The sequence below is a fragment of the Kitasatospora sp. NPDC093550 genome (assembly GCF_044764985.1).
In the GTDB taxonomy this organism is placed as follows: Bacteria; Actinomycetota; Actinomycetes; order Streptomycetales; family Streptomycetaceae; genus Kitasatospora.
Genome location: NZ_JBIWJF010000013.1, coordinates 49,094 through 72,240, shown reverse-complemented (window position 1 = coordinate 72,240; position 23,147 = coordinate 49,094). Strand labels below are relative to the sequence as shown.

Annotated in this window: 20 protein-coding genes and 1 tRNA gene; 14 read left to right on the top strand and 7 right to left on the bottom strand. The window is 73.4% G+C overall.

The features are described 5' to 3' along the window. Positions 1 to 19 precede the first annotated feature (19 nt). Entirely contained in the window at positions 20 to 1,132 is a 1,113-nt protein-coding gene (locus ACIRD3_RS21725) for a PDZ domain-containing protein (protein ID WP_402219015.1), read from the top strand. 75 nt (positions 1,133 to 1,207) lie between these two features. Here the strand turns inward: ACIRD3_RS21725 and ACIRD3_RS21720 are convergent, their stop codons facing one another. Then, a complete protein-coding gene (locus ACIRD3_RS21720) occupies positions 1,208 to 1,780 on the bottom strand; it encodes a PPA1309 family protein (RefSeq protein WP_402219012.1) in 573 nt (190 codons plus the stop codon). Between the two features lie 202 nt (positions 1,781 to 1,982). Between ACIRD3_RS21720 and ACIRD3_RS21715 the strand changes: the two genes are divergently transcribed. From ACIRD3_RS21715 to ACIRD3_RS21705, 3 genes are all read left to right on the top strand, one after another. Beyond that, positions 1,983 to 4,973: a UPF0182 family protein gene (locus ACIRD3_RS21715; RefSeq protein ID WP_402219414.1), complete on the top strand. Its 2,991-nt coding sequence runs from the start codon at positions 1,983 to 1,985 to the stop codon at positions 4,971 to 4,973. A gap of 88 nt (positions 4,974 to 5,061) precedes the next feature. Continuing rightward, a tRNA-Met gene (locus ACIRD3_RS21710) sits at positions 5,062 to 5,135 on the top strand. Positions 5,136 to 5,502: 367 nt separating this feature from the next. Next, positions 5,503 to 7,476 carry a tetratricopeptide repeat protein gene (locus ACIRD3_RS21705; RefSeq protein WP_402219009.1) on the top strand — a complete coding sequence of 658 codons (1,974 nt, stop codon included), beginning with the start codon at positions 5,503 to 5,505 and terminating at the stop codon, positions 7,474 to 7,476. A 103-nt stretch (positions 7,477 to 7,579) separates the two neighbouring features. Here ACIRD3_RS21705 and ACIRD3_RS21700 read toward each other — a convergent pair whose 3' ends face one another. Further along, positions 7,580 to 8,005, bottom strand: coding sequence for a Fur family transcriptional regulator (locus tag ACIRD3_RS21700; protein ID WP_402219007.1), 426 nt, complete (start codon positions 8,003 to 8,005; stop codon positions 7,580 to 7,582). A 104-nt stretch (positions 8,006 to 8,109) separates the two neighbouring features. Between ACIRD3_RS21700 and ACIRD3_RS21695 the strand changes: the two genes are divergently transcribed. Further along, entirely contained in the window at positions 8,110 to 9,585 is a 1,476-nt protein-coding gene (locus ACIRD3_RS21695; protein WP_402219004.1) for a catalase, read from the top strand. Positions 9,586 to 9,697: 112 nt separating this feature from the next. Here the strand turns inward: ACIRD3_RS21695 and hisN are convergent, their stop codons facing one another. The 5 genes from hisN to ACIRD3_RS21670 form a co-directional block, all read right to left on the bottom strand. Further along, positions 9,698 to 10,495 (bottom strand): histidinol-phosphatase, encoded by a 798-nt coding sequence (gene hisN / locus ACIRD3_RS21690; RefSeq protein ID WP_402219001.1) that lies wholly within the window; start codon positions 10,493 to 10,495, stop codon positions 9,698 to 9,700. Between the two features lie 119 nt (positions 10,496 to 10,614). Then, positions 10,615 to 10,938, bottom strand: coding sequence for a DMT family transporter (locus ACIRD3_RS21685; protein ID WP_402218998.1), 324 nt, complete (start codon positions 10,936 to 10,938; stop codon positions 10,615 to 10,617). A 117-nt stretch (positions 10,939 to 11,055) separates the two neighbouring features. Next, positions 11,056 to 12,111 carry a ribosome small subunit-dependent GTPase A gene (rsgA, locus tag ACIRD3_RS21680; protein WP_402218996.1) on the bottom strand — a complete coding sequence of 352 codons (1,056 nt, stop codon included), beginning with the start codon at positions 12,109 to 12,111 and terminating at the stop codon, positions 11,056 to 11,058. 15 nt (positions 12,112 to 12,126) lie between these two features. Continuing rightward, positions 12,127 to 13,458: a 3-phosphoshikimate 1-carboxyvinyltransferase gene (aroA, locus tag ACIRD3_RS21675; RefSeq protein WP_402218994.1), complete on the bottom strand. Its 1,332-nt coding sequence runs from the start codon at positions 13,456 to 13,458 to the stop codon at positions 12,127 to 12,129. A 42-nt stretch (positions 13,459 to 13,500) separates the two neighbouring features. Continuing rightward, positions 13,501 to 14,226: a M50 family metallopeptidase gene (locus tag ACIRD3_RS21670; protein WP_402218991.1), complete on the bottom strand. Its 726-nt coding sequence runs from the start codon at positions 14,224 to 14,226 to the stop codon at positions 13,501 to 13,503. Between the two features lie 138 nt (positions 14,227 to 14,364). Here ACIRD3_RS21670 and ACIRD3_RS21665 point away from each other — a divergent pair, with 138 nt between their 5' ends. From ACIRD3_RS21665 to ACIRD3_RS21625, 9 genes are all read left to right on the top strand, one after another. Further along, entirely contained in the window at positions 14,365 to 15,117 is a 753-nt protein-coding gene (locus ACIRD3_RS21665; RefSeq protein ID WP_402218989.1) for an SOS response-associated peptidase, read from the top strand. A 68-nt stretch (positions 15,118 to 15,185) separates the two neighbouring features. Further along, on the top strand, positions 15,186 to 15,827 hold the full coding sequence (locus tag ACIRD3_RS21660) for an alpha/beta family hydrolase (protein ID WP_402218986.1): 642 nt from the start codon (positions 15,186 to 15,188) through the stop codon (positions 15,825 to 15,827). A 306-nt stretch (positions 15,828 to 16,133) separates the two neighbouring features. Continuing rightward, a complete protein-coding gene (locus ACIRD3_RS21655) occupies positions 16,134 to 16,877 on the top strand; it encodes a sigma-70 family RNA polymerase sigma factor (RefSeq protein ID WP_402219411.1) in 744 nt (247 codons plus the stop codon). Continuing rightward, entirely contained in the window at positions 16,874 to 17,287 is a 414-nt protein-coding gene (gene rsrA / locus ACIRD3_RS21650; RefSeq protein WP_402218983.1) for a mycothiol system anti-sigma-R factor, read from the top strand. The genes ACIRD3_RS21655 and rsrA overlap by 4 nt, the downstream gene beginning before the upstream one ends. Before the next feature lie 376 nt (positions 17,288 to 17,663). Then, entirely contained in the window at positions 17,664 to 19,097 is a 1,434-nt protein-coding gene (locus ACIRD3_RS21645; RefSeq protein WP_402218980.1) for an HD-GYP domain-containing protein, read from the top strand. A gap of 14 nt (positions 19,098 to 19,111) precedes the next feature. After that, the gene (locus ACIRD3_RS21640) at positions 19,112 to 20,461 is read left to right on the top strand and encodes an HD-GYP domain-containing protein (protein WP_402218977.1); all 1,350 of its coding nucleotides are present in this window, start codon (positions 19,112 to 19,114) and stop codon (positions 20,459 to 20,461) included. Between the two features lie 345 nt (positions 20,462 to 20,806). Next, positions 20,807 to 21,799: a tetratricopeptide repeat protein gene (locus ACIRD3_RS21635; protein WP_402218975.1), complete on the top strand. Its 993-nt coding sequence runs from the start codon at positions 20,807 to 20,809 to the stop codon at positions 21,797 to 21,799. Positions 21,800 to 21,841: 42 nt separating this feature from the next. After that, positions 21,842 to 22,495 (top strand): peptide deformylase, encoded by a 654-nt coding sequence (def, locus tag ACIRD3_RS21630; RefSeq protein ID WP_402218972.1) that lies wholly within the window; start codon positions 21,842 to 21,844, stop codon positions 22,493 to 22,495. 149 nt (positions 22,496 to 22,644) lie between these two features. Beyond that, entirely contained in the window at positions 22,645 to 23,124 is a 480-nt protein-coding gene (locus ACIRD3_RS21625) for a flavodoxin family protein (RefSeq protein ID WP_402218969.1), read from the top strand. Positions 23,125 to 23,147 lie beyond the last annotated feature (23 nt).

The following is a 23,147-nucleotide window of genomic DNA, read 5'->3' as shown; positions in this document are numbered from 1 at the left end:
CGTCCCGTACTGTCGAGGCATGCCACGCCGCTCCGCGACGATGCTCGCTGCCACCCTGCTGCTCATAGCGCTGCTCTGCGTCTCGGTGCTGATGAAGGTGCCGTACACGGAGATGAGCCCGGGGCCGACGTACAACACGCTCGGCAACCAGGGCGGCAAGCCGGTGATCAGCATCGCCGGGCACGACTCCTACCCGACCACCGGGCACCTCAACATGACGACCGTCCAGGTCACCGGGGCCAAGTACGAGCCCAGCCTGGTCAACGCGGTGGTCGGCTGGCTGCGCGACGACGTGCTGGTCGTGCCGCACGACAACGTCTACCCGAAGGGGCAGTCGGACGCCGAGGCGAAGAAGCAGAACGCCGAGGAGTTCGCCTCCTCCGAGGACAGCGCCCGTACCGCGGCGCTCAAGCAGCTGGGCATCCCGGTCGGCAGCGAGCTGATCGTCAAGTCGGTCACCGCCGGCGCCCCGGCCGAGGGCAAGCTGCACGCGGGCGACCAGATCGTCGCCGTCGACGGCACGCCGGTCGGCTCGGTCGAGCAGGTGGTCGCCGTGGTGACCAAGCACAAGCCGGGCGAGTCGGTGGTCTTCACCGTCGTGCCGCGGGTCAAGGACGCCGCCGGGAACGCCGCGGCCGCCCCGGGGACGAAGACGGACGTCACCGTCCCGACCGTCCGGGCCAAGGACCTCGACCCCAAGGCCCCGGCCGAGCGGGCCGAGCTCGCGGTGGTCGGCATCGGCACCGGGATCCGGCACACCTACCCGTTCCAGATCGACATAGGGCTGCAGGACGTCGGTGGCCCGAGCGCCGGGCTGATGTTCTCGCTCGGCATCATCGACAAGCTGACCCCGGGCGGCGACCTCACCGGCGGCCGCTTCGTCGCGGGCACCGGCACCATCGACGACGACGGCAAGGTCGGCCCGATCGGCGGGATATCGATGAAGCTGATCGCCGCCCGGGACGCCGGGGCCGAGTACTTCTTCACCCCGTCCTCGAACTGCGCCGAGGCCACCAAGAACATCCCGTCGGGGCTGACCCTGATCAAGACGGACACCCTGGACAGCGCGTTGAAGTCGCTGGAGCAGGTCCGCTCCGGGCAGACCTCCGCGCTGCCGTCCTGCGCCGAGTAGTCCCGGCGGCAGGACCGCGCGGAGGGCCGCTGCGGGCGTTGCGGGCGGCGGCGGCCGGGCGCCCTCGCGGTCGACCTACGCGAAGGTCGCCAGCAGCGCGTCGGTCAGGCCGGGCACCAGGTCCGGGCCGGTCAGCACCTCGCGGGCGACGTCCTTGGAGCGCAGTCGCAGGGCGATCTCCTTCTTGCCGTCGCGCAGCACGGCGGCGGTGATCCGCACCTCCTCGCGCTTGGGGTGGTTGGCCACCCACTCGGCGAGCTGGGCGTCGGAGGCGCCCCGCGGACGGGACTGCTCGGCGCCCGGGGGCAGCATCAGGCGCTCGACGACCAGGGCGCAGCCGGCCACGGCGTCCGGCCAGGCGATGGTGCCGAGGAACTTGTCGAGCTCCATGCCGGCCGGCAGCTCGTCCTGCTCGACCGGCGTGAGGCCGGGCTCGTCGTCCTCGGCGAGGCCGAGCTGCTTGGCGATCCGGGGATCGGCCTTGCGCAGCGCGGCGCTGTCCACCAGGGCGAACAGTCGGGCCGGGAGGTCCCAGCCGAGGGTGGCGGCGTACTCGTCGATCTCCAGCGCGGCCCGGGTGAGCGGGGAGGCGGCCGGGAGCTTGGAGACGTCGTCGGGGGAGTTGTTCAGATCAGACGCGTCGGACATGCCTCAATCCTCACACGCCGGGCGGGGCGCGCTCGCCGGGCGGCTCCGCCGGGGTGGGCCGCCGCCCCGGCGGGGGCCGGGAGCGGGGGCCGCGTAGTAACCGTCCGCTAACGGTGGGAACTCGGCCGAAGCCTGGTTAAGTTGCTCTGACGACCGACCGATATCCAGACGACACAGCTGAGGTGCCACCGTGGTATTCCAGATGCCGGAACGCTCAGGACCGGGTTTCCGGCGAAGGGTGGGCCCGCCCTCGCGGCGGGCGCGGGTGGCCCTGCTGACGGTGGGCGTGCTCGCGGTGCTCTTCCTGCTGTTCGTCATGTTCGCGGGCTTCTGGACGGACTGGCTGTGGTTCAGGTCGGTCCACTACTCCTCGGTGTTCACCACCCAGCTGTGGACGAAGATCGGGCTGTTCGCGGTCTTCGGCCTGCTGATGGCGGCGACCGTCGGCTTCAACATCTGGCTGGCGCACCGGCTGCGGCCGCCGCTGTCGGCGATGTCGGTGGAGCAGCAGAGCCTGGACCGCTACCGGGCGGGCCTGGCGCCGTTCAAGCGCTGGGCGCTGATCGGCGTCTCGCTGGTGATCGGCCTGGTGGCGGGCGCCGCGGCGTCCGGCCAGTGGCGGACCTGGCTGATGTGGACCAACGCGACGTCCTTCGGCGAGAAGGACGCCCAGTTCGGCATGGACGTCTCCTTCTACGCCTTCGACCTGCCGTTCTACGAGTTCGTGCTGGGCTTCGCGTTCAGCGCGGTGATCGTCTCGCTGCTGACCTCGGCGCTGGTGCACTACCTGTACGGCGGGCTGCGGCTGCAGGGCCCGGGCCGGCGGGCGAGTGCGGGCGCGCAGGGGCACCTGGCGGTGCTGCTGGGCGTGTTCGTGCTGCTGAAGGCCGTCGCCTACTGGCTGGACCGGTACGCGCTGGCGGTCAAGACGGGTTCGTACAAGGGCGTCTCGGGCTGGACGGGCCTGCGCTACGTGGACGCCAACGCGTTCCTGCCGGCCAAGACCATCCTGTTCTTCGTCGCGATCATCTGCGCGGTGCTGTTCTTCCTGACCCCGATCCGCCGCACCTGGGCGCCGGCCCTGATCGGGCTGGGGCTGATGGTGCTCTCGGCGGTGCTGATCGGCGGCCTGTACCCGGCCATCGTGCAGCAGTTCCAGGTCAAGCCGAACGAGCAGGCCAAGGAGACGCCGTACATCCAGAAGAACATCGACGCCACGCGCCAGGCGTACGGGATCGCGGCCTCGCAGACCACGCCGTACACCCCGCAGGGCGCGACGACCGCCGACGCGCTGAAGCCGGACGCGCAGACCGTCGCGGACATCCGCCTGCTGGACCCGAACATCGTCTCGCCGACCTTCCAGTCGATCGAGCAGCAGCGCAACTACTACGCCTTCCCGAACACGCTGGCCGTGGACCGCTACGGCTCGGGCGCGGACAAGCAGGACAGCGTGGTCGGCCTGCGCGAGCTCGACCTCAACGGCGTGCAGCGCAACTGGATCAACGACCACTTCAAGTACACCCACGGCTACGGCGCGGTGGTGGCCAAGGGCAACCAGGTCAACGACAAGGGCGAGCCGGTGTTCACCGAGTCGGGTCTGCCGGCCACCGGTGCGCTGGGCGACTACGAGCAGCGGATCTACTACGGCGAGAAGACGACGACGTACTCGATCGTCGGCGGCTCGAACAAGGAGATCGACTACACCACCAAGGCCGGCGAGAACAAGGAGTACGTGTACTCCGGCGCCGGCGGCGTCTCGCTGGACAACCCGCTGACCCGGGCCGCCTACGCGGTGCGCTTCGCCGAGCCGCAGATCCTCTACGCGGGGGCGATCAGCGACGGCGCCAAGGTGATCTACAACCGGACGCCGAAGGAGCGGGTGGAGAAGGTCGCGCCGTGGCTGTCGATCGACGCCGACCCGTACCCGGTGGTGCAGGACGGCCGGGTGGTGTGGGTGCTGGACGGCTACACCACCTCGGACGGCTTCCCGTTCTCCTCGAAGACCACGCTGGGCACCGCCACCAAGGACTCGCTGACCAACCAGCGCGGTGAGCTGCTGACGGTCGCCAACCAGGTCAACTACATCCGCAACTCGGTCAAGGCCACGGTGGACGCGTACACCGGCGAGGTGAAGCTCTACCAGTGGGACGAGCAGGACCCGGTGCTGAAGACCTGGATGAAGGCGTTCCCGGGCACCGTCGAGCCGAAGGCGGACATCCCGTCGACGCTGCTGCCGCACCTGCGCTACCCGCAGGACATGTTCAAGGTGCAGCGCGACCTGCTCGGCCAGTACCACGTGACGGACGCCAACTCCTTCTTCAACGGCTCCGACATCTGGCAGGTCCCGGTGGACCCGACCAGTGACACCAAGCAGGTCCAGCCGCCGTACTACGTGACGGTCCGGATGCCCGACGCCGCCGCCGCGAGCTTCTCGCTCACCAGCACCTTCGTGCCCAACGGGCGCCCCAACCTGGCGGCGTTCATGTCCGTCAACGCGGACCCGGGGCCGGACTACGGGAAGATCCGGATCCTGAAGATGACGGGTGACATCGGTGCCCCCGGCCCCGGCCTGGTGCAGTCGAAGTTCAACTCGCGCCAGGAAGTGGCCCAGCAGATCACGCTGCTGAAGAGCGGCGGCGACTCGGACCTGGAGTACGGCAACCTGCTGACCCTGCCGGTCGGCGGCGGACTGCTCAACGTCGAGCCGGTGTACGTGCGCGGACGCGGCGCCAAGTACCCGACGCTGCAGAAGGTCCTGGCGGTGTACGGGGACGACAACGTGGCGTTCGAGAACACCCTGGCGGACGCGCTGAAGAAGCTGTTCGGCGAGGGTGCCCCGCCGGCCACGCCGGTCGCCTCCTCGTCCAACCCCTCGGTGCCGGCCAACCCGTCGAACCCGTCGAACCCGTCCACCCCGACGACGCCCACGCCCACCGCGCCGGCCACGCCGACGCCGGGCGGGACGATCTCGCCGGAGTTGCAGAAGGCGCTGGCGGACGCGGAGAAGGCGTACAACGACAGCCAGACGGCGTTCAAGAACGGCGACTGGGTGGCCTACGGCAACGCCCAGAAGGCGCTCGGCGAGGCGCTGAAGGCGGCCGAGGCGGCCCGCGGCGGCAGCCCGGCCCCCGCCCCGACCGGCACCCCCGCCCCCGGCGCCACCGGCGGCGGATCGCCGAGCCCCAAGCCCTAGCGACGGCCGCCGCTCGGCGGTGGCCCCGCTGAGCTGCGGTAACCGTTTTCCGTTCCACCCCGCGACCGTGCTATGGTTTAACCACCGACGCGGGGTGGAGCAGCTCGGTAGCTCGCTGGGCTCATAACCCAGAGGTCGCAGGTTCAAATCCTGTCCCCGCTACAAAGGCCAGAGGCCCGGAGGATCCTTCCTCCGGGCCTCTGGTGTTTCCCGGGATGGTTTCGCACACAAGCGGTGGGAACCGCTCCGGTACTATCGACCGTCGCCAAGGAGGACGGCAGCGGGGTTTGTGAGGTTGAAGTGTCGGGAAATCGACAAAGCGCCGAAGCAATTTCGTCGGCTTCGGGTCGGCTCCGCTCGAATTCGGCCGGGGCAGGTGTACGCGGGTAGCGGGTGATGCGACGATGGGACACATGGGGGACGGTGCACGGCTGCTGATCAGCCGTCGGGTCCGGCGCCTCTCCTGGGAGTCCCCCCGGTCGCACGCCGGGGCACGATGCCGCGACACTCTGGGGGAGCGGGAGTCGGCATGAGGCTGATCGGCAAGTCAGGCGCCAAGTCCGGGGCGGCGGCCGAGGCGGACACCGACGCCTGGGCGGAGAGCGCCGAGAGCCCCGAGAACCGGCCCGGAGCCCTCCCGGCCCAGCGCACCAGCGGGCTGTCCGAGCGCCCCACCCCGGGCTACGGCCCCGACAGCCTGGTCCACGTGTCCAGCCGTCAGTTCGCCGCCGCCGTCGGCGCGTACGGGGAGCCCGCCGGCGAGGAGCCGGCCGCCGGCGCCGCGCTCGACCCGGCGGGCCTGGACCCCACCAGCTTCGAGAGCGCGCTGGCCGCCCGCGAGTCCGCCGCCCTGGAGGCCCGCCACCGGCAGGCCGCCGACGGCGGGGACCCGGACGCCGCCAGCCGGGTGGGCACCCTGCTGCTGCGCCGCGGCGACCTGGAGGACGCCGAACCGTACCTGCGCGCCGCCGCCGCGGCCGGGGTGCGCGCGGCCGCCAACAACCTCGGCGTGCTGCTGCACCAGCAGGGCCACCGGGCCGAGGCCGGCCAGTGGTGGCGCCACGCCGCCGTCGCGGGCAGCGCCCCCGCCGCGCACGCGCTCGGGCTGCAGCTGCGCGACCAGGGCGAGGAGGAGGCCGCGGAGTACTGGCTGCACTTCGCCGCCGACCACGGCCACCCGCTCGGCGCCTACGCGCTGGGCGACCTGATGGAGCACCGGCGGGACGTCCGGGCCGAGCGCTGGTTCAAGGTCTCCGCCGACGCCGGGCACCGGGAGGCCGCCTACCGGCTCGCCCGGATGCGCGAGGCCGCCGGGGACAAGGAGACCGCCGAGGCCTGGTACCGCACCGCCGCCGCCCGCAGCCACGCCCGCGCCGCGCTGCGCCTGGGCGTCCTGCTGGAGGAGCGCGCCCGCACCGAGCCGTCGCTGCTGGAGGAGGCGGCCCGCTGGTACCGGCAGGCCGCGCAGAACGGGGAGCCGCGCGCGGCCTGCGCGCTGGGCTTCCTGCTGCGCGACTCCGGGGACATCGCGACCGCCGCCGAGTGGTGGCAGGAGGCCGCCGAGGCGGGGGACGGCAACGCCGCCAACGCGCTCGGCGCCCTGCACGCGAGCCGTGGCGAGGCCAAGGAGGCCGAGCGCTGGTACCGCGCCGCCCTGGACGCGGGCGACCAGAACGGGGCCTTCAACCTCGGCCTGCTCTGCGCCGGCACCGGCCGCGAGCAGCAGGCCGAGCAGTGGTACCGCCGGGCCGCGTACGCCGGGCACCGGGAGGCCTGCAACGCGCTGGCCGTGGTGCTGCTGCAGCGCGGCGACGAGTCCGGCGCCGAACCGTGGTTCTCCAAGGCCGCCGAGGCCGGCAGCGTGGACGGCGCCTTCAACCTCGGGGTGCTGTACGCCGGGCGCGGCGAGCAGCGGCAGGCCCAGGAGTGGTACGCGCGGGCCGCCGCCGAGGGGCACGGCGAGGCCGCCCTGCAGCTCGCGGTCGTCCAGGAGCAGCGCGGCAACCTGGCGGGGGCGCTGGAGCGCTACCGGCAGGCGGCGGCGGGCGGTTCGGCCGAGGGCGCGTTCCGGCTGGCCTCGCTGCTGGACCGGCGCGGGGACGCCGACGCCGAGGCCGAGCACTGGTACGCGCTGGCCGCCGACGCCGGGCACCGGCGGGCGCAGGTGCGGATGGGCGTGCGGGCCGCCGAGCGCGGGGCGCTGGAGATCGCCGAGAGCTGGTACCGGCGGGCCGCCGAGGCCGGCAGCCGCAGCGCCGCGTTCAACCTGGGGCTGCTGCTGGCCCGGCAGGACAGCGAGGCCGAGGCGATGCTCTGGTACACCCGGGCCGCCGACGCCGGGCACGGGCGGGCCGCGCTGCGGCTGGCGCTGCTGGCGCTGCGCCGGGGCGAGCCGGTGCAGGCGGAGAACTGGTGCCGGCGGGCGATCGACCAGGGGCCGGCCGAGGTCGCGGAGCGGGCCGGGCGGCTGCTGGGCGCGCTGCACGCGGAGCTGAGCGCGTAGCGGCCGAGGAGGGGCCGAGAGGCCGAGAGGTCGGGGCGCCGAGGGGCCGTTGCGGCCGGGGTGGCCCGGGGGCCGGGATGGTCCGGGTGGGCGTGCGGGCGGGTCAACTGCCGTACTGCGGGCGGCAGTCCGGGCACAGGCCGCGGTAGGTGACCTCGGCGGCGGTGACGGTGAAGCCGAAGCGCTCGGCCGCGGGCAGCGCGGCGAGCGGGTCGCCGTGCGGGTGGACGTCGCGGATCGTGCCGCAGCCGGAGCAGACCAGGTGCTGGTGGGCGCGGTGCGCGTTGGGGTCGTAGCGCCGGGCGCGGCCGTCGGTGGCGACCTCCAGGACCTCGCCGAGGGCGACCAGCTCGCCGAGCGTGTTGTAGACGGTGGCGCGGCTGATCTCGGGCAGTCGGGCCGCGGCGCGGGCGTGCACCTCGTCGGCGGTGAGGTGGACGTGCTCGCCGCCGAGGACCTCGGCCACGACCCGGCGCTGCGAGGTCAGCCGCCAGCCGCGTTCGCGCAGTCGCTCCAGCAGGTCGTTCATGGCAACCAGAGTAGGTCAGTGTCCGGTATTGCTTCCAGTATTGACTTGGACAAAGTCCAAGTTAGGATCGTGTCATCACGACCGGACCCGTGGAGGCACCCGTTATGACCACGCAGGACGAGCTGCGCCCGACCCTCACCACGGAGGCGGGTGCCCCCGTCGCCGACAACCAGAACACCGAGACCGCGGGCGTCGGCGGCCCCGCCCTGATCCAGGACCAGCTGCTGTTCGAGAAGCTCGCGCACTTCAACCGCGAGCGGATCCCGGAGCGCGTGGTGCACGCCCGCGGCGCCGGGGCGTACGGCACCTTCACCGTCACCGCCGACGTGACGCCGTGGACCCGGGCGGCCTTCCTGTCCGAGGTCGGCAAGCAGACCGAGGTCTTCCTGCGCTTCTCCACCGTCGCGGGCAACCTCGGCGCGGCCGACGCCGTGCGCGACCCGCGCGGCTTCGCGCTGAAGTTCTACACCGAGGAGGGCAACTACGACCTCGTCGGCAACAACACCCCGGTGTTCTTCATCAAGGACGCCATCAAGTTCCCGGACTTCATCCACACCCAGAAGCGCGACCCGTACACCGGCTCGCAGGAGGCCGACAACGTCTGGGACTTCTGGGGCCTGTCGCCCGAGGCGACCCACCAGGTCACCTGGCTGTTCGGCGACCGCGGCATCCCGGCCTCGTACCGGCACATGAACGGCTACGGCTCGCACACCTACCAGTGGCAGAACGAGGCCGGCGAACACTTCTGGGTCAAGTACCACTTCAAGACCGACCAGGGCATCCGCAACCTCACCCAGGCCGAGGCCAACGCCCTCGCCGGGGAGGACCCGGACAGCCACCAGCGCGACCTGCGCCAGTCGATCGAGCGCGGCGAGTTCCCCAGCTGGACGGTGCAGGTCCAGATCATGCCGGCGGCCGACGCGGCGACCTACCGCTTCAACCCCTTCGACCTGACCAAGGTCTGGCCGCACGCCGACTACCCGCCGATCGAGATCGGGAAGCTGGAGCTCAACCGCAACCCCGACAACGTCTTCGCCGAGGTCGAGCAGTCGGTCTTCTCCCCGGCGCACTTCGTGCCCGGCATCGGCCCGTCCCCGGACAAGATGCTCCAGGGCCGCCTGTTCGCGTACGCCGACGCCCACCGCTACCGGGTCGGCATCAACGCCGACCACCTGCCGGTGAACCGCCCGCACGCCACCGAGGCCCGCACCAACAGCCGCGACGGCCACCTGTACGACGGGCGCCACGGCCGGCAGAAGAACTACGAGCCGAACAGCTTCGGCGGCCCGGTGCAGACCGGCCGCCCGCTGTGGGCCGCCACCGCCGTCGACGGCGTCACCGGCAACCACGGGGCGCCCTCGCACGCCGAGGACGACGACTTCGTGCAGGCCGGCACCCTGTACCGGCTGTTCTCGGAGGACGAGAAGCAGCGGCTGATCGCCAACCTGGCCGGGTTCATCGCCAAGGTCTCGGCCGACCGCGAGGACATCGTGGACCGGGCGATCGACAACTTCCGCAAGGCCGACGCCGACTACGGGCAGCGGCTGGACGCGGCGGTCCGGGAGCTGCGCAAGCAGTAGCCGCAGCCGGGCCGAGAAAGCGGCAGGCCCTGTGACCAGCTCCCACTGGTCACAGGGCCTGCATCCACGGGCGCGCCCGCTCGGGGCGGGGAGCCGCCGGTTCCGGGCGGTGTCAGACCGAGAGGCGGCGCAGCGTCTCGTCGTGCAGCAGGCCGTTGGAGGCGACGGCGTCGGCGCCGCCCGGGCCGGGGACGCCGTCCAGGCCGGTGAAGCGGCCGCCGGCCTCCTCGACGATGACGCAGTTGGCCGCCATGTCCCACAGCGACAGCTCGGGCTCGGCGGCGATGTCCACGGCGCCCTCGGCGACCATCATGTACGACCAGAAGTCGCCGTAGGCCCGGGTGCGCCAGCAGGCGCGGGTGAGGTCCAGGAACGGGTCCAGGCGGCCGCGCTCCTCCCAGCCGGTGAGCGAGGAGTAGGAGAAGGACGCGTCCTCGATCCGGGAGACGCCGGAGACGTGGATCCGGGAGGCCTTGGCCAGGCTGCGGCCGGCGAAGGCGCCGAGGTCCTTGGCCGCCCACCAGCGGCGCTGCAGCGCGGGGGCGGAGACGATGCCGACCACCGGGCGCTCGACGCCGTCCGGGCCGTCCTCCAGCAGGGCGATCAGCGTCGCCCAGACCGGGACGCCGCGGATGTAGTTCTTGGTGCCGTCGATCGGGTCGATCACCCAGCGGCGCGGGCCGGAGCCCTGCAGGCCGAACTCCTCGCCCAGGACCGCGTCGCGCGGGCGGGCGCGCTGGAGCACGCTGCGCACGAGCTCCTCGGCGGCCTTGTCGGCGTCGCTGACCGGGGTGAGGTCCGGCTTGGTCTCGATCTGCAGGTCGAGGGCGCGGAAGCGCTCCAGGGTGACCGAGTCGGCCGAGTCGGCGAGGACATGGGCGAGTCGGAGATCGTCGTGGTAGTCGGCCATGTCCGAAACACTAGCGAGCCCGCCCCGATCGGCACAGCCGGGCTCGCGGAGCGGGACGGGGTGTCCCGAACGCGTCGGCACCGGGCCAGGAGCGCCCCCCGAGGCGAGTGGGCGACACCTCAGTGCGCCGTGCCGCTGAGCTGCAGGCCGATGACGCCGGCGATCACCAGGGAGATCGAGACCAGCTTGAGCACCGAGGTGGTCTCGTCGAGGAAGGCCATCCCGTAGATGGCGGTGCCGGCCGCGCCGATGCCCGTCCAGACCGCGTAGGCGGGGCCGACCGGGAGGCTCTTCAGGGAGAGGGTCAGCAGGCCGAAGCTGCCGAGGGCGAACACGCAGAAGCTGATGGTGGGCCAGAGCTTGGTGAAGCCCTCGCTGAGCTTGAGGTTGATCGCGAAGCCGGTCTCCAGCAGGCCGGCCAGGATCACCAGGGCCCATGCCATCGTGTGCCCTCCCAGTGGATCGACGGTCGGACCGTACCCGGCCCGACCTTCCTATGATCGCCAGGCGGGGGCGGTCCGACACCTCGAACGGGCCACGGACAGGGGGCGGGCGGGGGCTCAGTCGCCCTCGCGGGCCTCCTTGCTGGCCAGCAGGCGGCGCAGCGAGTAGAGCCGGGCGGCCTCGGCGTGGCCGTCGGCGACCCAGGCGTCCAGGGCGCAGTCCGGTTCGTCGTGGCTGCAGGCGCGCGGGCAGTCGACGGTGCCGGGCTCCAGGTCGGGGAAGGCGAGGATGACCCGGGACGGGTCGATGTGCGAGAGGCCGAAGGAGCGGAAGCCGGGGGTGTCGATCACCCACCCCGGGTCCAGGGCCTTCTTGGAGCCGGGCTTGGCGCCGGGCGGCGGGGGCAGCCGCAGGGCCAGGGCGGAGACCGTGGTGTGCCGACCGCGGCCGGTGACCGCGTTGACGTGGCCGGTCTGCCGCTGGCGGTCCGGGACGAGGGCGTTGACCAGGGTGGTCTTGCCGACGCCGGAGTGCCCGATGAACACCGTGGAGCGTCCGCGCAGGTACTCCCGGACGGCCTCGGCGCCGGTGGTCTCCAGCTCGTCGCGGCGGGTGACCACGTACTGGATGCCGAGCGGGGCGTAGGAGTCCAGCAGCGTCGCGGCCGGGGCCAGGTCGGACTTGGTGAGCACCAGCAGCGGCTCCATGCCCGCGTCGTAGGCGGCCACCAGGCAGCGGTCGATCAGCCGGGGGCGCGGCTCCGGGTCGGCCAGAGCCGTGACGATGGCCAGTTGCTCGGCGTTGGCGACGACGATCCGTTCGTACGGGTCGTCGTCGTCCGCGGTGCGCCGCAGCACCGAGCTGCGTTCCTCGACCCGGACGATCCGGGCGAGGGTGTCGGTGTCCCCGGAGAGGTCGCCGACCAGGTTGACCACGTCGCCGACGACGACCCCCTTGCGGCCCAGCTCGCGGGCCTTCATGGCGACGACCTCGCGCTCCTGCTTGGTGCCCGGGTCGACCAGGCAGGTGAGCCGGCCGCGGTCGACGGTCAGCACCATCGCCTCGGCGGCGTCCTCGTGCTTGGGCCGGATGCGGGTCCGCGGCCGGGAGCCCCGGCGGGCGGGGCGGTTGCGGATGTCGTCCTCGTCGGCGTCCTTGCCGTAGCGGCGCATGTGCTCAGTCTCCGCTCAGACGTCCGCCGTCGCTTCGCCGAGCAGCTCGGCCCACATCCCGGGGAAGTCGGGGAGGGTCTTGGCGGTGGTGGCGACGTTCTCCACCTCCACGCCGGGCACGGCGAGGCCGAGCACCGCGGCGGCGGTGGCCAGGCGGTGGTCCTCGTAGGTGTGGAAGACGCCGCCGTGCAGCGGGCGCGGGCGGATCCGCAGGCCGTCCTCGGTCTCGGTGACGTCGCCGCCCAGGTCGTTGATCTCCTTGGCGAGCGCGGCGAGCCGGTCGGTCTCGTGCAGGCGCAGGTGGGCGATGCCGTACAGGTGGGACTCGGAGTCGGCGAGCGCGGCGACGGCGGCGATCACCGGGGTGAGCTCGCCGACGTCGTGCAGATCGGCCTCGATGCCGTGGATCCGGCCGGTGCCGGTGAACTGCAGGCCCTCGTCGGTGAACTCGCAGGCGCCGCCCATCCGGGTGTAGATCTCGCGCAGCTGGTCGCCGGGCTGGGTGGTGTGCTTGGGCCAGTCCCGCACGGTGACCCGGCCGCCGGTGACCAGGGCCGCGGCGAAGAACGGCGCGGCGTTGGAGAGGTCCGGCTCGACCACCAGGTCGCGGCCGATCAGGGCGCCCGGGGTGACCCGCCAGACGTCCTTCTCGCCGCCGTCCTCGGGCGCGTCGACCTGGGCGCCGGCCTTGCGCAGCATCTCCACGGTCATCCGGATGTGCGGCAGCGACGGCACCGGGCCGCCGACGTGCCGGACCTCGATGCCGTGGTGGTAGCGGGCGCCGGAGAGCAGCAGGGCGGAGACGAACTGGGACGAGGAGGAGGCGTCCAGCTCGACCGGGCCGCCGTCCAGCGAGCCGGTGCCGTGGACGGTGAGCGGGAAGGCGCCGCGGCCGCCGTCCTCGATCCGGGCGCCGAGCGCGCGCAGGGCGTTGATCACGCCGTGCTGGGGGCGCTCGTAGCACCGCGGGTCGCCGTCGAAGTGGACCGGGCCGTCGGCGAGGACGGCGAGCGGGGGCAGGAAGCGCATGACCGTGCCGGCGTTGCCCACGTCGACCGAGGCGGGGCCGAGCAGGGCGGGGGCGGGGATGACCCGCCAGGCCTCGCCGCCGCCGGTGCCGCCGGCGTCGTTGTTGACCGTCTCCTCGATGGTGACGCCGAGGGCGCGCAGGCCGTCGGCCATCAGCTGGGAGTCGCGGCTGCGCAGCGGGCGGCGCACCCAGCCGGGCTTCGCGGCGAGCGCCGCCAGCACCAGGGCCCGGTTGGTGACCGACTTGGAGCCGGGGATGGTGATGGTGGCGTCGACGGGGCTGGTCGCGACGGGGGCGGGCCACAGGGTCTCGGTCATGTGGCAAGTCTAGGGGCCGGGTGGCCGGGGGCCGTGACCCCGCTACTGGAGCGGCTGGAGCAGCCAGCTCGCGCCGAGGGCGAGGCAGGCGAGGGCGACGAGCAGGAAGACGGTGACCCAGGCGAGCGCGGGGACGTGGGTGAGCCGGGCGAGCTGGTCGGCGTCGGAGTCCCGGGCCCAGCCGATCCGGCGCTGGTGCTGCAGCTCCAGGACGGGGCGGACGGCGCCGAACAGCAGGAACCAGCAGCCGAGGTAGGCGAAGCCGGCCTGGACCTCGGCGCTGCCGAACCAGGAGACCAGGAAGAAGGCGCCGCCGGCGACCAGCACGATGAAGAGGCCGAAGGCGTTGCGGATGCGCAGGAGCAGGGCCAGCAGCAGGACGATCGCCAGCCAGAGCAGCAGGGTGATCCGGTCGGCGACGAGCAGGGCGGCGCAGCCGAGCCCGAGCAGGGCGGGGGCGGTGTAGCCGGCGGCCGCGGTGAGGACCATGCCGGGGCCGGTGGGGCGGCCGTAGGAGAGGGTGAGGCCGGAGGTGTCGGAGTGCAGCCGGATGCCGGCCAGCTTGCGGTTGGTGGCGAGCGCGACCAGGCCGTGGCCGCCCTCGTGGGCGATGGTGACGGCGTTGCGGGTGACGTGCCAGATCGGGCGGGCGAGGACGGCGAACAGGGCGACGGCACCGGTGACCAGGACCAGCCAGCCCGGCGGGGCGGGCTGGGTGCCGGTGACCTGGTCCCAGAGGGCGCTGAGGGTCTGGTCGTGGGAGCTCATGCGATCTTCCCCGCCTCCGTTCGCTGCGTTGGGCCGTTCGGGGCAGCCTCCCATGCGGGGACGGGCGGGTGGGAGCGGGCGGTTCTGGTCCGCGGATGAAGAGGTGGTGAGAAGGGGCGGCATGACAAGCTGGCCCGCATGTGCGGTCGGTTCGCAGCCAGCATCAAGCCCGAGTCCATCGTCGAGCTGTTCGATGTCGAGCAGTGGGATCCCGAGGAGACCCTCGACCCGAACTGGAACGTCGCGCCCACCAACAGCGCCTTCGTGGTGCTGGAGCGGATGGGCCGGGAGCAGCCGCGGGCGGTGCGGCAGCTGCGGGTGCTGCGCTGGGGGCTGGTGCCGCAGTGGTCGAACACCGCGGAGACGGCGGCGAAGATGATCAACGCCCGGTCGGACACGGTGCACGAGAAGCCCTCGTACCGGCAGGCCTTCGCCGCCCGGCGGTGCATCCTGCCGGTGGACGGCTACTACGAGTGGCAGACCGTACCGGGGGAGCGGGGCAAGGCGCGCAAGAAGCCGTACTTCGTCTCCCGCGCCGACGGGACCCCGCTGGCGCTGGCCGGGCTGTACGAGTTCTGGCGCAACCGGGCGGTGCCGGCCGGGCACCCGGAGGCCTGGCTGGTGACCTTCACGATCGTCACCACGGACGCCGAGGAGTCGCTGGCGCCGATCCACGAGCGGATGCCGCTGTTCCTCGACCCGGAGGCCTGGGACGAGTGGCTGGACCCGCGTTCGACCGACCCGGACGGGCTGCGGCGGCTGCTGATACCCCCGCCACCAGGTGCGCTGCTGGCCACCCCGGTGTCACCGGCGGTCGGCAGCATCCGCAACAACGGTCCGGAGCTCAAGGAGCCGTGGACCGAGGTCGAGTACGAGACCACCCTGTTCTGACCCCCCTCTCTGACCTGCATCTCTGACCTGCATCCGAATCCGCTGTGAAGCGCTCGGGAGGAGCGGACATGACCACGACCACCGAACTCGTCCCCACCGAGGCCGGGGACGCCCGGATCACCCTGCACCGGGCGGCCGCGCCGAAGGCCGTCCTGGCGCTCGGCCACGGCGCGGGCGGCGGGATCGAGGCCCGGGACCTGGTGGCGCTGGCCGGGACGCTGCCCGGGCGCGGGATCACCGTGGCGCTGGTCGAGCAGCCCTGGCGGGTGGCGGGCAAGAAGCTGGGCCCGGCGCCGAAGACCCTGGACCTCGGCTGGCGGCCGGTCGCCGAGCACCTGGCGGGGCAGGGCCTGCCGCTGGTGGTGGGCGGGCGCAGCGCCGGGGCCCGGGTGGCCTGCCGGACGGGGGCGGCCACCGGGGCGGTGGGCGTGGTGGCGCTGGCGTTCCCGCTGCACCCGCCGGGCAAGCCGGAGAAGAGCCGGGCGGAGGAGCTGCTGGAGTCGGGGCTGCCGACGCTGGTGGTGCAGAGCGCGGCGGATCCGTTCGGCGGGCCGCAGGAGTTCCCGGAGCTGCCGGCCGGGCACGAGCTGGTGGCGGTGCCGTACGGCAGCCACGGCTTCGAGGTCCCCAAGCGGGCGCCGGTGGGGCAGGACGAGGTGCTGGACCTGATCTGCGCGGCGGTGGGGGACTGGGTGCTGGGGCTGGTGTGAGGCGGGGGCCGCTGGGGCCGCCCTGAGCAGGGCGTTCGCGCTCGCTCACTCGTGCGAGTGAATGGTGCGCGCGGGCGGGAATGCGGGCGCGGCCGGTGTGGTTGACACCCTCGTCAGCACGATCACCGGTGAGAGGCAGGGCAGATGGGTTCGATCGCGTGCCCCGAACGGCCTGAGGAGCGCGAGGCCGCCACGGCGTTCGTCCCCTCGTGGTCGGAGTGGATCGACGCGGGCGAGAAGCCCGTCAGCCCGATATCCTCCATTTCTGGGCGGCCCGCCGTGGGCCGCGGCCGTCATGCCGAGGAGGTGGGTCCGGTCGTCGGGACCGAGCACGAGGCCGAGCCGGGCCGTGGCCCGGACGAGGTCCGGCCTGCGGGCGAGGCGCTCACCGGTGAGGAGCTGGCCGAGGCGATCGGTGAGGACACCTACCGGGTGTCGTCGGAGGAGAGCGAGGAGGCCCGGCGGGAGCGCTTCGAGCGCGACGCCCTGGGCTACCTGGATCCGATGTACTCGGCGGCGCTGCGCATGACGCGCAACCCGGCCGACGCGGAGGACCTGCTCCAGGAGGCGTTCGCCAAGGCGTACGCGTCCTTCCACCAGTTCCGTGAGGGCACGAACCTCAAGGCCTGGCTGTACCGCATCCTCACCAACACGTTCATCAACTCGTACCGCAAGAAGCAGCGGGAGCCCCAGCGCACCGCGGCGGAGGAGATCGAGGACTGGCAGCTGGCCAGGGCCGAGTCGCACATGTCGACCGGTCTGCGCTCGGCCGAGACCCAGGCGCTCGACCACCTCCCCGACAGCGATGTGAAGGACGCGCTGCAGGCGATCCCGGAGGAATTCCGGATCGCCGTCTACCTCGCGGACGTAGAAGGCTTTGCGTACAAGGAGATCGCGGACATCATGGGTACTCCCATCGGTACGGTGATGTCCCGGCTGCACCGCGGCCGCCGTCAGCTGCGCGGCATGCTGGAGGATTACGCCCGTGAGCGCGGGCTCGTCCCGGCCGGCAGCGGGGCAGGGCAGGAAGCGAAGGGCTCGGGCTCATGAGCTGCGGCGATCCGCACGAAACCGAGTGTGGCGAGGTCCTCGACCACCTCTATGAATTCCTCGACAACGAGATGGCCGAGGGTGACTGCGCCAAGCTGCGGGTGCACTTCGAGGAGTGCTCGCCCTGCCTGAAGCAGTACGGGCTGGAGCAGGCGATCAAGGCGCTGATCAAGCGCTCCTGCGGGTGCGACGACACCCCGGCCGATCTGCGCAGCAAGGTGCTGGCCAGGATCGACTCGATCCGGGCCGGGCAGCGCTCGGGCGAGCAGCTGGTGGTCGCGGTGGAGACCACGCCCGAGGTGCACGCCGAGTCCGCGCGGCCGGCACCGACGTTGGCGAAGGACGAGGCCGGCGAGGAGCCGGCCGGGCGCCCCGGCGCGCCGGTCGAGGCCGGCGCCCCGGCGGAGTGACCGCCTCGCGGTGACGCTCCGTCGCGTGGCTGCCGAGGCGGCCACCGGGCGGATCGGGTCACCCGGCGAACCCGTCGACGAGGGCGGGCCGGGCGGTTCGGGCAAGGAGTTCAGCGGCCCCGGGAGCGTGCGCTCCCGGGGCCGCTCCCGTTCTGCTCGCATGCGCCGTCACTCGTTCGAGTGAGTTGGCGGTGCGCCAACTGCGCCATTGCGCGATCATGCGTCCCCGTGCCCGGACGGCGGCCTATCCTCCTGACGGACGCTCACCGTCGGGTCCCCGGCGCGCTGAGGCAACACGGGCCCGGACGGCGGGGAGGTCGAGATCGCTACCGACAGTGGAGGCGCGACCCTGCCGCCGGCGGCGGCGCGCTACCTGGTGGCCGTCCCGGTGGCGGCGCTGTGCTGCCTGGTGCCGCTGCTGCCCGCCGCCGCCACCCCCGGGGTGCCGCGCTGGCTCGGGGCGCCGGTCGACTGGCCCAAGGTCGGGCTGCTGGCCTTCCTGCACGGCTGCTGGGAGTCGCTGGCCCAGGGCCTGCCGACACCCTGCCTGGTGCTGGTGCGCCGACTGCTGCGCCGCCCGCCGCCCTCCGAGCGGGTGCCCTCCCGGCCCGGGGTGAACGCCTTCTTCCCGGTGCTGTTCGCCGGGGTGCTGATGCTCCCGCCGTCCGCCGCCGCCCTGGTCGCCGCGCCCGCCGCGGTGCTCGGCGGGCCGAGCGGGCCCGGCTGCCGCCGGCGCCAGCTGTTCAACGGCGCCCAGCTCGCGCTGTGCGCCTTCGCCTCCTCCGCCGTCTTCCACCTGCTGAGCGGTCCGCAGCTGCTGCTGGGCTCCCGCTTCCCGGCCGCGCTGCTGCCCGGCTTCGCCTCCGTCGGCGCGTTCTGCCTGGTCAACGGCGTGGTGGTGGGCGTCATGGTGATGCTCAGCGAGGGCCGCGGGGCCGGGGTGCTGCTGCGCGGGGCCTGCTCGGTGTGCGGGCTGCCGGTGCTGGTGCACGCGGCCGGCGGGCTGATGGTCGCGGTGCTCTGGCAGGGCCCGTACGGCGCGTTCGCGGCGTTGCTGGCGCTGCTGCCGCTGTCCATCTCCGCCTGGGTCTTCGCCCAGGGCCAACGCGAACGGGACGCCCACCAGGCCACCGTGCAGTCGCTGGTGCAGGCGGTGGAGATCAAGGACGCCTACACCCGCGGACACAGCGAACGGGTCGGCCGGGCCTCGGTGCTGATCGCCACTCAGCTCGGCATGGAGGCCGAGCGGCTGCAGACCCTGCGCTTCGCCGGGATCCTGCACGACGTCGGCAAGCTCGGGGTGGCCACCGAGCTGCTGCGCAGAAACGGTCCCCTCACCGAGGCGGAGCGCCGGGCCGTGGAGATCCACCCGGTGTACGGGTACGAGCTGGTGCGCGGGATCGACTTCCTCGGCGAGGCACAGGCCGGGATCCTGCACCACCACGAGCGGATGGACGGCCGCGGCTACCCGAGCGGGCTGGCCGGCGAGCAGATCCCCGAGTTCGCCCGGATCATCTCGGTCGCCGACGCCTTCGACTCGATGACCTCCACCCGCTCCTACCGGCGCGGACGCCCGGTCACCGAGGCGGTGGCCGAGCTGGAGCGCTGCTCGGGCAGCCAGTTCGACCCGGCCATGGTGCGGGCGCTGATCGAGGCGCTGGCGGTGCACGACTGGCAGCCGGTGGTGCACTCCGAGGACTGCGTGCGGGCCGTCCCGGACATCCCGCTCGGGGTGCCCGAACCGGCTCGGGCGGCGCCCGGCCGGGTGCCCGTCCAGGGCGGGAACCTCCCCGCGGCCGGGCAGCCGTGACGGCGCCGGGGCGCGTGGCCCTCGACCGTACGGTCCGTGTCCGCACCGGCTCCGGCGGGGCGGCCTGCGGGCCCACCGCGCGCGCGGTGCACGCGGCGGCCGCGGCGCTGCTGGCGCTCGCGCTGGGCGCGGTGGCGCTGCGCGGGGTCGCCGAGCCCAAGGTCGCGCTGGCGTTCACCGTGCTGATCGCGCTCGGTGAGTGCGTCCGGATCACCCTTCCGGGGGATCGCGAACAGGCGCCCATCGGCGCGGCCGGCGCGCTGGCGTACGCCCTGCTCGGGCCGCTGCGCGGGGTGCCGACCGCGCACGGGACGCTGCAGGTGGTCGCGGTCACCGGGATCGGACTGCTGCTGGCCTGGCTGCCCGGGCTCGCCCTGCCGCACCATCCCGAGCGGGCCCACCGCCGGCCGCCCTGGGCCGACCCGGCCCGCCGGGACGGCGCCGCCCGCCGGCTGCTCGCCGTCGGCTTCGCGGCCGCCGTCTTCCAGCCGCTCTACAACGGCGGCCTGGTCGACCGCTTCTCGCCCGAGGGCCCGGCGTACGGGGCGTTCCTGACCGCCGTCGCCGCGCTGGCCGCGCTGTGCGACGCGACGCTGGCGGCCCTGCTGCGGCGATCGGCGGGCGGGCTGCGGTTCCCCGCGGCGCTGGAGGACGAACTGCGCTCGCTGTTCGGCATCGGCTCGGCGATCGTCGCCACCGGGATGCTGGTCAGCCTCGCGGCCGGCGAGGTCGGGCTCTGGGCGCTGCCGCTGTTCTGCACCCCGCTGCTGCTCGCCCAGGTGTCCTTCCGGCGGGCCGCCGCGGTGCGGGCCACCACCGGACAGACCATCGCCAGCCTCGCCCGGGCCACCGAGGTCGCCGGCTACACCCCGCACGGGCACGCGCGCCGGGTCGCGGACACGGCGTGCGCGCTGGGGCGCGAGCTGGGCCTGGGCACCCGGGAACTCGCCCTGCTGGAGTACGCCGCGCTGATGCACGACGTCGGCCAGCTGTCCCTGGTCGAACCGGTGCCGGACGGCGCCACCGCGGTGCTGCCCTGCGCCGAGCAGCAGCGGATCGCCCGGCTCGGCAGCGAGGTGATCAGCCGCACCGGAGTGCCCCGGCAGGTCGCCGAGCAGGTCGCCCGACTGGCCGACCCCTGCCCCGGGCCGACCGTCGGCGAGGGCCCGGTGCCGCTCGCGGCCCGGATCATCCGGGTCGCCAACGCCCACGACGACCTGCTCACCGTGGCCCGCGGCCGGGGCGTGGGCGAGGCGGTCGGGCGGCTGGAGGCGCTGGAGGTGATCCGGCTGGGGCGCGGCCGGGTCTACGACGCCCGGGTGGTGGACGCCCTGGCCAGGGTCGGCGGGCAGACCCGGGCCTGAGCGGGCGGGGCGGCCTGCGGGGCGGAGTCCCGCGGCGAGGGCGAGTCCCGCTCCGACGGGGCCGAGTCCCGCTCCGACGGGGCCGAGTCCCGCTCCGAGCAGGACGGGCAGGTGCCCGGGAAGGCGCCTCCGCGCCGCCAGGGGTTGAGAGGGCGGGATCGGGCGGGCAGGCTGGGGAGGGGCGGGCCCCAACCTCGGCGGTGGGGAGCGCGGGCGGGGGCGGGCGTGGTTGGATGCGGTCGTAGCGTGGAACACCGACCCGGAGCACCGGGCCCCGCTCTCCGCCGGAGGCGTTACGGGCACCGTGGCACGGGACTTGAGCGGACGACGACGGCAGGGACGAACGTGAGGATCTTCCACCGGGCACGGCACCGGCCGTCCGCCACCTGGCGGCAGACGACCGACCGGGCCTTCACGCTGATCGGCGACGGCCGCTACGAGGACGCCGGCGCCCTGCTGGTGATGGCCGCCGACCTGGAGCCCTGGCTCTCCGACTCCTGGTTCAACCTCGCCCTGCTGCACAAGTTCCGCCGGGACTGGGAGCAGGCCCGTTCGGCCGGTCTGCGTGCCGTCGCCCTGCTGGACCGCGAACACGGCGCCCCCGACTGGTGGAACCTCGGCATCACCGCCACCGCCCTGCAGGACTGGCCGCTGGCCCGCCGCGCCTGGCAGGCGTACGGGCTGAGGCTGCCCGGCGGCCCCGGCGGGCAGCCCGACGGCCCGGTCAGCCTCGACCTCGGCACCACCCCGGTGCGGCTCTCCCCGGACGGCGAGTCCGAGGTGGTCTGGGGCCGCCGGCTGGACCCGGCCCGGATCGAGGTCCTCTCCATCCCGCTGCCCTCCTCCGGCCGCCGCTGGGGCGAGGTGGTGCTGCACGACGGCGCCCCGCACGGCGAGCGGGTCACCGACGGCGTCGCCTACCCCGTGTTCGACGAGATCGAGCTGTGGGCCCCCTCCCCGGTGCCGACCTACGTGGTGCTGCTGCAGGCCTCCACGGCCGGGGACCGGGACGCGCTGGAGCGGCTGGTCGCCGACGCCGGCTACGCGGCCGAGGACTGGACCTCCTCGGTCCGGCTGCTCTGCCGCGCCTGCTCGGAGAGCCGGATGGCCTCCGACGACGGCGTCGCCGCCCACCACGACCCGCACGACGACGGCGACGCCGCCCACCCCGGGCACCTCAGCCACCTCAGCCAGGGCGGCGCGGCCGGGATGTCCTGGCTGGTCGAGCGCGAGTGCGGGATCGCCGCCCCCGCGCACCTGGTGCGGGTCCTGCTGGACCGCTGGGTCACGGCGTCCCCCGGAACCCGGGCTTACCGGGATCTCGAAGAAGTCTGCTGAGTACCCTGGTGAGGTACGTGTAGACCTATGGAAGCGGAAGACATGGCGGAGCAGGCCGAGCAGCACGACCACTCGCACGAGCACGAGCACGACGTGGAGGGGGCGGCGCCCGAGGCCCCCGCGAAGGTGATCGGCGAGGAGCCCGACCTCACCAAGGGCACCGCCCGTCCGATCACCGTGGTCGGCAACCCCGTCCTGCACCGCGAGGTCAAGGACGTCACCGCCTTCGACGGCGAGCTGGCCGCGCTGATCGACGACATGTTCCAGTCGATGTACGCCGCCGAGGGCGTCGGCCTCGCGGCCAACCAGATCGGCGTGGACCTGAAGGTCTTCGTCTACGACTGCCCGGACGACGAGGGCGTGCGCCACATCGGCCACGTGATCAACCCCAAGCTGGAGGAGTACCCGGCCGACCGCCGCCGCCTCCTCGACGACGGCAACGAGGGCTGCCTGTCCGTCCCCACCGCCTACGCCGAGCTGCCCCGCCCGGACTACGCCGCGGTGACCGGCGTCGACAAGGACGGCAAGCCGATCCGGGTCGAGGGCACCGGCTTCTTCGCCCGCTGCCTGCAGCACGAGACCGACCACCTGTACGGCACCCTCTACATCGACAAGCTGTCGAAGCGGGACCGCAAGGACGCCCTGCGGCAGATGGCCGAGGGCACGCCGAAGTACGCGACCGTGCCGAACGCGTAACGGCGGAGAGGCCGTTGGGGCCGCTGTCGGAACGAAGGCCGGTACGGAGCTCTCCGTGCCGGCCTTCGGCGTTCCCGGCCGCCGATGTCACGTTCTCCCGGCCCGCCCGGTCCATTCCCCAGGAGTGACCGAGCGGAAGGAGAACCGGCATGAAGGCCGTCATCGTGTGCGCGTCCGTTTCCCACGGCAACACCAGGAGGGTCGCCGAGGTCGTCGGCCGGGTGCTGTCGGCCCCGGTGGTCGAGCCCGAACAGCTCGACCCGGCCGGGCTTGCCGACTACGACCTGGTGGGGTTCGGCTCGGGGATCTTCACGGGGCGGTTCCACCCCCGGCTGCGCGCGTTCGTCCGGGCGGTACCGGAGGGACAGCGGCGCAGGGCGTTCGTGTTCGCCACCAGCGGGCTGCCGGAACTGCGGGTCCGGCCCTTCACCCGCCCCCTGGTGCGGCAGCTCGAAGGCAAGGGCTTCGAGGTGGCCGACGCCTTCTCCTGCCGCGGACTCGACACCTGGCTCCCCTTCAGGCTCGTCGGCGGCATCAACAAGGCCCGGCCCCACGGCGGGGACCTGGCGGCGGCGCGGGCGTTCGCCGAGGGGCTGAGGGCGGGCGGGCCCGACGGGGGCGAAGGCTGAGACGGGGGGCCGACGCGGAGGGG